The organism is Nonomuraea sp. NPDC050451 (assembly GCF_044458585.1).
The window spans coordinates 23,408-35,462 of the sequence record NZ_JBITHZ010000067.1 but is presented as its reverse complement, the minus strand read 5'-3'; the positions used below and the strand labels follow the sequence as shown (position 1 = coordinate 35,462).

Annotated in this window: 7 protein-coding genes; 2 read left to right on the top strand and 5 right to left on the bottom strand. The window is 68.7% G+C overall.

The features are described from left to right. The first annotated feature begins 745 nt into the window (after positions 1-745). Positions 746-1,129 (top strand): cell division protein SepF, encoded by a 384-nt coding sequence (locus tag ACIBI9_RS65395; protein ID WP_350742559.1) that lies wholly within the window; start codon positions 746-748, stop codon positions 1,127-1,129. Positions 1,130-2,455: 1,326 nt separating this feature from the next. Here ACIBI9_RS65395 and ACIBI9_RS65390 read toward each other — a convergent pair. From ACIBI9_RS65390 to ACIBI9_RS65370, 5 genes are all read right to left on the bottom strand, one after another. Continuing rightward, positions 2,456-3,745: a hypothetical protein gene (locus ACIBI9_RS65390; protein WP_397238798.1), complete on the bottom strand. Its 1,290-nt coding sequence runs from the start codon at positions 3,743-3,745 to the stop codon at positions 2,456-2,458. A gap of 149 nt (positions 3,746-3,894) precedes the next feature. Beyond that, complete coding sequence (gene argS, locus ACIBI9_RS65385) at positions 3,895-5,622, bottom strand: arginine--tRNA ligase (RefSeq protein WP_397238796.1); 1,728 nt, start codon at positions 5,620-5,622, stop codon at positions 3,895-3,897. Continuing rightward, positions 5,619-7,955, bottom strand: coding sequence for an HAD-IC family P-type ATPase (locus ACIBI9_RS65380; protein ID WP_397238794.1), 2,337 nt, complete (start codon positions 7,953-7,955; stop codon positions 5,619-5,621). Before ACIBI9_RS65380 ends, argS begins: the two co-directional genes overlap by 4 nt. 40 nt (positions 7,956-7,995) lie before the next feature. Continuing rightward, a complete protein-coding gene (gene plsX / locus ACIBI9_RS65375; RefSeq protein ID WP_397238792.1) occupies positions 7,996-9,015 on the bottom strand; it encodes a phosphate acyltransferase PlsX in 1,020 nt (339 codons plus the stop codon). A 621-nt stretch (positions 9,016-9,636) separates the two neighbouring features. Then, positions 9,637-10,194, bottom strand: a complete 558-nt coding sequence (locus tag ACIBI9_RS65370) for a DUF1707 domain-containing protein (RefSeq protein WP_397238790.1) — start codon at positions 10,192-10,194, stop codon at positions 9,637-9,639. A 178-nt stretch (positions 10,195-10,372) separates the two neighbouring features. Between ACIBI9_RS65370 and ACIBI9_RS65365 the strand changes: the two genes are divergently transcribed. Further along, positions 10,373-11,689, top strand: coding sequence for a KamA family radical SAM protein (locus ACIBI9_RS65365; protein ID WP_397238788.1), 1,317 nt, complete (start codon positions 10,373-10,375; stop codon positions 11,687-11,689). The last annotated feature ends 366 nt before the right edge of the window (positions 11,690-12,055 follow it).

The following is a 12,055-nucleotide window of genomic DNA, read 5'->3' as shown; positions in this document are numbered from 1 at the left end:
GATGGTACTGCACTCGGGAGGGTGTGGGAGAGTAGGTCGCCGCCGGACAATCTTTGGAGGGGGTTCGACGCCTTGGGCGTCGGACCCCCTTTTTTGTGTCGTGCCTCCGGGGGTGGCGCCGTGAGGCGCTCTCTCGTACGGCCTGCTGCCCGCCCGCACTCTCCAACCCGGGACGCACGCCTACGCGCCCGGAGCACCGCCTCCGGGCGCGCATTCTCATCCGTGTGCCGCCACGCTCGTCCACCCCACAGCGCATCGGTCTGATGCCGCACTGAATTGGGGTCCCGTCCAACCAGGGAGTGCATGCCGCACTGAATTCGGGTGTCGTCTCCCTCGCCTCTCGCCTCCATCGAATAGAGGACGGGCAGCGGGCGGGCTCGGCGGGTGACCACAGAGGGTGACTTCGGCGGTGAGAGGGAGCCGGCGAGGGTGAATTGGCGAGGCTCTGAGTGGTTCCTCCCGATGGCTACTCTCTGCATCCGCCCACGAGTAACCGCAGAGCCCAGCAGGCAGCGCGCCGCGCGATTAGGCTGGAAAGCCTTGGCTGGGTGAAGGCGTCGACAGTGAAGAGGCGCACGTGACCGTTGGCGGGCGGGGGTCGGATATCCAGATGCAAGCGGGCTGCAAGCTGTACAAAATGGAATTAGGGCTGGGCGTGTCGCGTGGCGAATGCGGAATCGTCGGTTACCGTCCAATGTGTAGGGACGTGCCGATTACGGTGAGTTCCTGAGGAAAGGACAAGCCGATGGGGGCAGTGCGCAAGGTGGTGAGCTACCTTGGCCTGAGCGGGGTCGATCACTACGACGAAGGCTATGACGACGACGAGAACTACGAGGACGAGTACGTCCCCGCGACCGAGCGGGCCGCCAGGCGGTGGCGCGCGAACGTCGACTCGTCACGAATCGTGATGGTCCAGCCGCTCAAGTACAACGACGCGCCGTTGATCGGCCAGCACTTCCGTGACGGGCAGACGGTGATCATGGACGTCTCGGGCATGGCTATGCCTGAGGCGACGAGGATGGTCGACTTCGCCGCCGGGCTGGCCTATGGGTGCGAAGGGCGGATCGAGCGCATCGCCGACCGCGTCTTCCTGCTCGCGCCGGCGCACGTGGAGATCGAGACCACCTGAGTGTGGTAACCGGGCCGCTGGGCCGTGGTCGGCGCGCAGAGGCGGGCTGCGCTGACCACGACCGCTCGGCGGGGTCGAGCCGGTGGCCGGGTGCGGAGGCGGATCCTCGATGCGCCACCGACCCGGGCCATTCAGGCAGGCCGCCAGCGAGTCGCGATCCGCTGGCCCCTGAGCGATTACTTAACGACGACCAGCCTCCAGGGCCAGCCCAGGTACGGTCCCCTGATCAAAGAGCGCTTCCAGATGAGCCACCCCCCACGGCACTCCATCTGGACCGCCGCCGGCCCGATGACCGTGAGTGTCCGTCCTATTCGACGAGGGGTCGATGGCCGTTAGCGCCCGCCCCCTTCGCGATGGGGGCCGAGGACGGTGACTGTCCGTTCTGTTCGACGAGGGGTCGACGGCCGTTAGCCTCCGCCTCGTTCGCGATGGGGGCCGATGACGGTGAGTGTCCGCCCTATTCGCCATGGGACCGACAGCCGTTAGCTTCCGCCTCGTTCGCGATAGGGGTCGATGACGATGAGTGTCCGTCCCGTTCGCCATGGGGCCTATGGCCGCTAGCTTCCGCCCCGTTCACCGCGACGGATCGATGGCCGTGAGTGGCCATCCGTTCGCGGAGGCGCCGATGGCGGTAAACGTGCACTCCGTTGGCCAAGGGGCACTGAGTGGGTACGTCCCCCAGGTTGGCGACACGGCCGACGACCGGCTGGCAACCAGCCCGTCTGCCCATGGCCCCACGGCTGCGAGCGCCCGTGCGTTGGGTGAGAAGTCGCTGCAGGTGAGCGTGCAGTCCACTGGTCGTGCGGTCCGATGGCCGTAGGAGCCCAGTGCGTTGGGTGAGAAGCCGCTGCAGGTGAGCGTCCAGTCCGTTGACCGTGCGGTCCGATGGCCGTAGGAGCCCAGTGCGTTGGGTGAGAAGCCGCTGCAGGTGAGCGTCCAGTCCGTTGACCGTGCGGTCCGACGGCCGTAAGCGCCCAGTGCATTGAGTGAGGGGCCGCCGAACGCGAGCCTCCAGTCCGTTGACCCAAGTGGCCCGATGGCCGTAAATGTCCGGTATTGCCAGCCGATGGCCGCAAGCGTCCTCCCCGTGGCGCCAAACGGCTGACGGTTGGAAGCGCCTCGCCCGTGGCGCCAAACGGCTGTCGGCTGGAAGCGCCCTGGCCGTTCGTCAGCGGCCGACGACCGTAAGCGCGCTGTCCCGTTCGTCGAGTGGCCGACGATCGGAAGCGTCCGGCCCCTATCTCACACGGTCGATGAGCGGTGACGTCCAGGCCGGTGCCGGGAGTGAGCTGGCAGCGGTCTCCAGCCATGAGGGCGGGGAGCGGGTCAGCCGGCGCGGGGGCCGCGGCGGATGAGGCGGGTGAGTTCGGCCGCGTCCTCAGTGGCCTGCTTCGCGCGCTCGTCCGCCTCCCTCGCATACGCGTGCAGGGCCCACACCGCCCCCTCCGCCAGCTCCTTCAGCTCGCTGACCTGGGCGGCCACGTACCGGACGTCGGCTTCGACGAGCTTGCGGCGCTGCCAGAGCTGCCACCCGGCCAGGCCGATCATGGCCACCGCGGCGGCGGCGAACAGGCTGCTGGAGATGACCGCCCCGACGAGGCAGGCGATGCCGGCGACGATCAGGAGCATGGCCGCCCATGGGCGGGGGCGGGGCATGACGCCGTCCGCGAGGATCGCGGCCTCGGCGGCGGCCAGCGACGACGCCTCGGGGCCCTCCGGGCGGAGGTGGATGCGGTGGCCGAGAAGGGCGACGGTGAGTGTGGTGGGCGGCGCGAGGCGGCTGTCGGCTTCGAGCTCCTCGGCCACGCCGCGCAGGATCGGCCCCGCCACGTGCAGGGCGATCGCCGCCAGGTGCGGGTCGGAGCCGGGGCGGAGGTCTTCGAGCAGGTACGAGTTGAGCGAGGCCATCGGGCCGGCCGGGCCGGCGAGGCCGATCAGGAAACGCAGGACGGCGAGCGGCTCGTCCTCCGCCCAGCTGGCGGCCGGGCTGCCGGTGCTGTTGTCGAGCGAGATGGCGGTGTCCTGCTCGGACTGCCGCGTCGAGGTGATCTCGGCGCACCGCCCGCGCAGTCTCGCGAGGCGGGCAGCCGCCACGGCGGGTCTGGCCAGTTCGGGGATCTCGGCCATCTCCGGGAAATCGACCAGGGACGGCGGCACCACGACCGACGGCTCGCCCGGCACCAGCGCCTGCACCCACTGCTCCGGGTCGGCGTGTTCCTGGACGGCCAGGACATCGAGTTTGCGCAGCACAAAGATCTTGCCGGCGGGGCCGTACGCCCCCCTGGCGGCGGCCAGCCAGAGCGAGCGCTGGCCGTGGGAGACCGGCCGGTCGAGTGAGAGCTCGCCGAAGGCGGTGCCGAGCCAGGAGGCGTGGATGCGGCTGCCCTGCCCGGACACCGCGAGGGCCAGGCAGAGGAAGAGCGCGGTCTGCTGCTGGTCACGCCCGGCGGCCCTGCTCAGCGGCTCCAGCGGGTCGTCGCCCGCGAGGATGGCGACCAGCGCTTCGATGGCAGGGGGCAGCCAATAGCCGGGTATATCGCGAAAACCTGGTGCGGCGGGAGGCGCGGAGCCCTTGGCGGCGAGGTGAGCGAGCAGCGCCTCAGCGTAGCGATGCAACTCCGTAGCTGCTTGGGGGCTCGCAGTCAGGTCCGTGCTCAAGGCAGAGAACTCCCCCATTTCGGCCTCAATTCATGACCGCCTAAAGCCTAACCGTTCGGGCGCGCCAACCAGGTGAAGGCGCGCCCACGGCGGATCTGCGGGCCCTGCTACATACGCTCGGGAACAGGGACACCCAGAAGGTCGAGCCCCTTCTCCAAAACGTCCAGGACCAGCTTGCACAGGGCCAGCCGGTGCTGCCTGGTCTCCGGGTCGACGCCTTCCTTGGTCACCGGGCACTCATCGTAGAACGTGCTGAAGAGGCTGGCGGTCTGGAACAGGAAGTTGCACAGCCGGTGTGGCTCGGACTCGGTGGTGACCTGGGAGACCAGCTCGCCGAAGCCGAGCAGCTGGAGACCCAGCGCGCGCTCGGCCGGCGCGGCCAGCACGATGGGGCCCGTCGCGTCGGCCGGAGCCACCCCCGCCTTGCGGAAGATGGAGCGGATCCTGGCGGTGGCGTACTGCATGTAGGGGCCGGTGTTGCCGGTGAAGCTGATCATGCGGTCGAAGTCGAGGACGTACTCGCTGTCGTGACTGACCGACAAATCGGCATATTTCACCGCGCCCATGCCGACGGCGTGCGCGATCTCCCTCGTGGTGGCCTCGTCGTAGCCCCGGTCGGCGATGGCCGCCGTGGCCCGGTCGACGGCCTCCTGGAGCAGGTCCATCAGCTTGACGGACTCGCCGGAGCGGGTCTTGAACCGGCGCCCGTCCTTGCCCAGCATCATGCCGATCTGGACGTGCTCGGCCGAGACCGAATCGGGCAGCCAGCCCGCCAGCCGCGCCCCGGCGAACACCATCCGGAAGTGCAGCGCCTGCTCGTTGCCCACGACGTAGAGGATGCGCTCGGCCTTCAGGTCGTGGACGCGGTAGCGGATCGCCGTCATGTCGGTGGTGGCGTAACCGTATCCACCGTCGCTCTTCCTGATGATCAGCGGCAGCGGCTTGTCGTCGGAGCCGGTGAAGCCGGGCGGGAACACGCAGAGCGCGCCGTCGCTGATCACCGCCACCCCGGACGCCTCGAGGTCGTCGCACGTCTTCTGGAGCATGGGGTTGTACATGCTCTCGCCGGCGAGGTCGGCATCGGTCAGCGTCACGCCGAGCAGCTGGTAGACCTTGTTGAAGTAGCGGATGGTGGCTTCCATGAACACGTGCCACAGCCGCATCGTCTCGGCGTCGCCCGACTGCAGCGTGGTCACCCGCACCCGGGCGCGCTGCCTGAAGGAGTCGTCGGAGTCGAACTTCGCCCGCGCCGCCTGGTAGAACTCCGTGCCCTGACCGGCCTCCAGCTGCGCGACCGCGGCCTCCTCGCCGATCTCGAGCAGGTGCTCGATGAGCATGCCGAACGGCGTGCCCCAGTCGCCCAAATGGTTCTGCCTGATCACGGTGTTGCCGAGGTGCTCGTGCAGGCGGGCCAGCGAGTCGCCCACGATCGTGGTGCGCAGGTGACCGACGTGCATCTCCTTGGCCGCGTTGGGCGCGGAGTAGTCGATCACCACGGTCTGCGACGGCGTGATCGTGCCGACGCCGAGCCGCGGGTCGGCCAGCATCCGCGTCGCCTCGGACTCGATCCACGAGTCGTCGAGGGTGATGTTGAGGAAGCCGGGGCCGCTGACCTCGATCGTGCCGGGGAAGTCGGACAGCTCCGTCTTGATCGCCTCGGCGACCTCCCGCGGCGCCCGTCGCAGTCGCTTGGCCAGGCTCATCGCGACGTTCGCCTGGAAGTCGGCGAACTGGGAGGGCCGGATCAGCGGATCTGCGTCGGCGTGCTCCTGGCCGAACGCGCGCGCCAGCGCCTGCTGGACGCGCTCGGTGAGCACTATCTGCGGGTCGGTCATGTTCTAAGGGTACCGGCGACCTTGACAGCGACGCTTATCATTACGGCCGCCACGATCGAGATGCCGACGGCGGTCAGATCGTTGCCGAGATCGCCGGGTTCGAGGGCGAAGAAATGCCGTACGAAGGGGATCGTCAACCCGATCGCGAACGCCGCCGCCATCGAGGCGACCAGCGCGATCCGCCACCAGTTGAGCGGCCTGGCGATCAGTACGAGCACCCACCACGTGGTGAGGAAGAGCGTGATCACCGCCGAGGTCTGATCCTCGACGAGCGTGGAGGTGCCGCTGTGGGCGGCCCAGAACGACAGCAGCACCGCCGCCGCGCACAAAACCCCGGCTGGTACGGCGAAGCGCAGCACCCTGCGGACGAACCCCGGCTTCGACCGCTCGAACGTGGGCGCGAGTGCGAGGAAGAGTGCGGGGATGCCGATGGTCAGGGCGTTCGTCAGGGTGGAGTGGCGGGGCGCGAACGGGAACATGACCCCGGCCACGCCGACCAGCAGCGACAGCACGATCGCGTAGAAGGTCTTGGTGAGGAACAGGTTGGAGACGCGTTCGATGTTGGCCAGCACCCGCCGTCCCTCGCCCACGACGTGCGGCAGCGTGGCGAACTTGTCGTCGAGCAGCACCACCTGCGCGACCGCCTTGGTGGCCGGGCTGCCCGCCCCCATGGCGATGCCCAGGTCGGCGTCCTTGAGCGCGAGCACGTCGTTGACGCCGTCGCCCGTCATGGCCACGGTGTGGCCCCTGGCCTGCAGCGCGGTGACGAACTGCCGCTTCTGCTGGGGGCTGACGCGGCCGAACACGGTGTGGGAGTCGAGCAGCTCGCCCAGCTTGGCCTGATCGTCGTAGGGGAGGTCACGGGCGTCGATCGAGCGGTGCGCGTCCGGGATCTCGAGGCCGGTGGCGATGGCGGAGACAGCAGTGGGGTTGTCGCCGGAGATGACCTTGACGGTGACGCCCTGCTTGGCGAAGTAACGGAGGGTTTCGTGGGCGTCGGGTCTGACGCGCTGCTTGAGCGTGACGAGCGCCACCGCCTCGACGTCCGCCCCGTCCGCTTCGATGCCCGCCCCGCTCGCCTGAGGCGCGGGCAGGGTACGGGCGCGGCCCAGGACGAGCACGCGGGCGCCGGTGGCGGCCAGCTCGGCGGCCTGGTCGTAGGCGTCCCCGCCGTCGAGCAGCACGTCCGGCGCGCCCAGCACCCACGCGCCCCGCTCGCCGAAGTGCGCCCCGCTCCACTTGCGCGCCGACGAGAACGGCACCGTCTCACCGGCCGTCCACCCGTCTCGTGCACCCTGGTAGCGGGCCCGGATGGCTTGGGCGGTGGCGTTGGGCGAGTGGTCGAGGTGGGCCAGGGCGGCCAGCGCGTCCTCGACCGGGTGGTCGTCGCGCAGGGGCAGCACCTGGTCGAGGTCCATGCCGCCGGCGGTGAGCGTGCCCGTCTTGTCCAGGCACAGCACGTCCACCCTGGCCAGGCCCTCGATCGCGGGCAGCTCCTGGACCAGGCACTTGCGCCGGCCCAGCCGTACGACGCCGACGGCGAACGCGATCGAGGTCATCAGCACCAGCCCCTCGGGGATCATGGTGACGATGCCCGCGACCGCGCCGGTGATCGCGGTGCCGAAGTCGGCGGAGTGCTTGAGCTGGCTGTAGATCAGCAGCGCGCCGATCGGGATGACCAGCCAGGTGATGTACTTGATGAAGTTCGCCACGCCCTCGCGCAGCTCGGAATGGGCGAGGTGGAACTTGCTCGCCTCTTCCGCGAGCTTCACCGCGTACGCGTCGGTGCCGACCCGCGTGGCCACGAACGCGCCCGCGCCCGCCACGGCGAAGCTGCCCGACAGGACCTCGTCGCCGGGCTGCTTGTGCACGGGGTCGGCCTCGCCGGTCAGCAGCGACTCGTCCACTTCCAGCCCGTCGGACTCGACCACCTCGCCGTCCACCAGCAGGCGGTCGCCCGGACCGAGCAGGATCAGGTCGCCTAAGACCAACTGCCGGGGCTGGACCAGCCGCTCCTCGCCGTCCCGCCGGACCCGGACGGGAGCCTCGTTGATCACCGCGAGCTTGTCGAGCGTACGTTTCGCACGGAGCTCCTGGACGATGCCGATCAGCACGTTGGCCACGATGACCAGGCCGAACAGGCTGTCCTGCCACTCACCGAAGATCAGGACCAGCGCCCAGAGCACGCCGATGACGAGGTTGAACAGGGTGAAGACGTTCGCCCTGACGATCGCGCTCAGCGATCTGCTCGACCGCCGCGGAACATGGTTGGGCTTCGCCCCCGCCACCTGTGCCGAAGTGAGGCCGTTGGCCACTGTGGAGAGCCGGTCCACATAACCCCCTGTTTCTGTGGATCGGTCACACCCTACGGGGTCACCACAACCTGTGGGAGCGATGTGTGGTGGCTGTCTTGTCGCCGATGCGGGTCACGATTCCGACTGCGGACAGGTCGGCCGCGAGCTTGCAGGCCGCGCTGATCCCGTCGGCCCTGGACGAGCCGTGCGCGATCACGACGGTGCCGTTCAGGCCGAGCAGCACGGCGCCGCCGTACGCCTCGGGGTCGAGACGGCGGCGCAGCTCGCGGATGCGCGAGCGCTGCATCGCGGCGCCCAGCCTGGCCAGCCTGCTGTCGGTGACGGCCGCCCTGAGCTCGGAGAACGCGTAGCGGACCGCGCCTTCCATGGTCTTCAGCGCCACGTTCCCGGTGAACCCGTCGGTGGTGATCACGTCCACCTTGCCGGTCAGCAGGTCATGTCCCTCGACGTTCCCCTCGAACCGGAGGCCGGGGGAGGCCTGCAGCAGCTCGTGGGCGCGCTTGACGAGCTTGTTGCCCTTCTCGGCCTCGCTGCCGATCGTGAGCAGTCCGACCCTGGGCGTCTCGATGCCGTACGCGAGCTCGGCGTAGGCCGTACCCAGATGGGCGAACTGCACCAGCATTTCCGGCTTGACTTCGGCGTTGGCGCCCGCGTCTATGAGCACGGTGGGGTTGGGGAGAGTGGGGATGGGGACCGCTATGGCCGGTCTGAGCACGCCTTGCTGGCCTTTGAGCCGCAGCCTCCCGGTGGCCACGATGCCCGCCGTGGAGCCCGCGGACACGACCGCGGCGGCGTCGCCGCGGCGTACGAGATGGCAGGCGACGGCGATGCTCGAACGGGGCCGGCGCAGGCTCGCCAGCGCGCCCTCGTCCATGGCCAGCGCCTCCTCGGCCCGTACGATCGGGACCTCTTTGGTGGCGTCGTGGTCGGCGAGCGCCTCGTAGAGCACGCGGGGCGAGCCGACGAGCACGACGGACAGACCGCGCTCCCTTACGGCGTGCACCGCTCCGGCCACGATCTCGTGCGGTGCGTGGTCGCCGCCCATGGCGTCGATCGCGATGGGCCTGCTGTCGGACAATGATCACCTCGTACGGCATCGAGCCCGCCGCCACGGCTTGACCGGAACGCGGGCTCGGTATGTCCGCATCGTAGGCAAGGCAGGTGCCAGGTTAACCGGCGGGTAGGCCCTGTTGGTTCCCCCGAGGGCCCCTTCCAGTCTCGCCGACCATCCCGCCCGCTCCCCACACCTCGCCCCGCTGCCACCCGGACGCCCCACTCCCGACGCCTCCTTGGGGACTCTCGGCACCGTGGTTCGGCGCTTGCGGCGCCTGGGGCGGGCCTGTCGCACCGGCCCGGGCGTGTGCGGCGTACGGGGCAGGGTCTGCGGCATCGGGCCTCGGCGTCTGCGGCGTCCGGGGCGGAGCTTGCGGCATGGGCCTCGGCATTTGCGGCGTCCGGGGCGGGGGCTTGCTGCGCCGGGCTCCGGCGTCTGTGGCGTTTTCGCAAGAGCGCCCGGCCGCGATCCCCAGTGCGCACGGGGTGCGGCGCACAACCGCCGAGCCGACGAGCTGCAAATCCGCGCCGCTGCGACCCCGAGCGAGCGACGCCAAAGCACGCCATAGCGGGCGCCGTTAAAGCAGGCGTTGCCGGACCGACGCCGGCGGCGAACGGGAGTCGGCTTCCCGAGAGCTTCGCGGGATCAGTGGAGGTTCCAGTCGTCCTTCCCGCGCGACACGATCACCTTGGAGAACTTCGACGACCCCGTGACCCGGATCAGCGGCCCGTCGGCCTGTGAGCCGCCCGTCACGTCGCGCTTGCCGAAAATCGAGCTGCCCTCGTCGATCACGTGCGCGTTGTCCGGAACGCGCACGATCAGCTTGCTGAACCAGGCGTCCGCCTCGATGGTGATCTCGCGGCCGGGCAGCACCGCGTCCGAGAGATCGATGATGAGTGCCCCGAACCGGGCGGACAGCCGGGTGTTGCGGGAGGCCACCCATCGCCCCTTACGGATGATCTTGCTGAACTTCGAGTCGATGACCTGCTGCTCGATGGCGGCAGGCACGCCGGACGCGGACACCTCGGGCAGGTCCCGGGTGAGGGGGACGAGCTCGCCCACCGTCTTCGCCGCGTAGGCGACGTCCAGGCGGTCGGCGTGCTCGACGCTCGTGAGTCTTCCTGTGGCGAGAGCCTCTGACAGGACCGCGGCCACGCGGTCGCGGTCGGCGTCTGAGGCCCGCTGGTCAGGGTCATGGATCACGGTAAGTCAGTGTATGCCCATTCGCGATATGTCGCGAGTGCCCACAAACCTCAAGGAAAACTTGGAGTCCAGCGGAACCGCTGACGTACCTGGCAGCGTCCGGGTATTAAGAACCGTAGACGCGCGACAGGGTCGTGAGGTTTACACCCGATCGAACAAAAAAGATGGGAACGGCCTAGTGATCTTGAACCAAGCTGGCACGCGGCGCTTCAAGGCGTACACGTCCAAGCATCTCGACGAGCTCTTGAAGCGTGCGGGACTCGGCGACGAAGAGCGGCTGAAGGTCCGCGCCGTCGCCACGGTGCTGCCGTTCCGGACCAACGCCTACGTCGTCGATGAACTCATAGATTGGTCGGCCGCGCCCGACGACCCCATTTACCGGCTCGTCTTCCCGCAGGAGGACATGCTTCCCGCCACCGACGTCGCCCGGCTGGCGGACCTGCTCAAGGCGGAGGCGCCGAACGTCGAGATCCAGGCGGAGGCGAACCGGGTACGCGCACAGCTCAACCCGCACCCCGCGGGCCAGAAGGAGCTCAACGTCCCGAGGATCGGCGACGAGCCGGTGCCCGGCATGCAGCACAAGTATCACGAGACCGTGCTGTTCTTCCCCAAGCAGGGGCAGACCTGTCACGCGTACTGCACCTACTGCTTCAGATGGGCGCAGTTCGTCGGGGACGCGGACCTGAAGTTCGCCTCCGACGACATCGACCAGATGGTGGCCTACATTCGCCAGCATCCCGAGGTCACCAGCGTCCTGATCACCGGCGGCGACGCGATGATCATGGGCGAGCCCGTCATCAGGCGATATATCGAGCCCTTGTTGGATCTGGAACAGCTCGAGTCCATCAGGATCGGCACCAAGGCGCTGGCCTACTGGCCGCAGCGCTTCACCACCGACCCCGATGCCGACGCCACCCTCGGACTGTTCGAGGAAGTGGTGAACTCGGGCAAGAACCTCGCGTTCATGGCCCACTTCACGCATCCGCGCGAGCTGGAGTCGCCGCTGGTCGAGTCGGCCGTCAAGCGCATCCTCGGCAGCGGGGCCACGATCAGGACCCAGGCGCCCCTGATCAGGTCCATCAACGACGACCCTGCCGTGTGGTCGCACATGTGGCGACGGCAGCTCCGGATGGGGATGATTCCGTATTACATGTTCATCGAGCGTGACACCGGCCCGCAGGACTACTTCGCGGTGCCGCTGGCGCGCGCGTACGAGGTCTTCAGGGACGCGTACTCGAGCGTCTCCGGGCTCTGCCGCACGGTCCGCGGGCCGTCGATGTCGGCCACGCCGGGCAAGGTGTGCGTCGACGGCGTCACCGAGATCGCGGGCGAGCAGGTGTTCATGCTCCACTTCATTCAGGCGCGCGACCCCTCGCTCGTGGGGCGGCCGTTCTTCGCGCGCTACGACCCGTCGGCGGTCTGGCTGACGGATCTGCGCCCGGCCTTCGCCGAACGTTTTCCGTTCGAGCCCGCCGGGGCGCTGCTGCCCGTCTGACCGGTCGCCCGCGTCCACGCGACCGAAAATCCGCGCCCGCGGCCCGTGACATTTGTTTTCGCGACCCTTTGTTCACGGGCCGCCGGGGGCGCATATTTCCCAGGATCCGCTCCAAGTTTTCGTGTACGCGATCCAAAGCTTCCCTCGTACGAGATCTGAACCGACGCGCTCGTGAAGCCGAACCGAGTGCGCGCAATATCGGAAACTAGACCCGTCTATTTCCCGTTTTGTCTCCCCGCTCAACGCTCCCTCTTTACTCGGTAACCGGCCTGCAAACCCCTGCTACATGGGCTTTCATGCGCCTGCGGCCGATCACAGTGAGTGGTAGAACTGCTGGCGTAGCTCAGCCGTGACGGCACGCTTCGT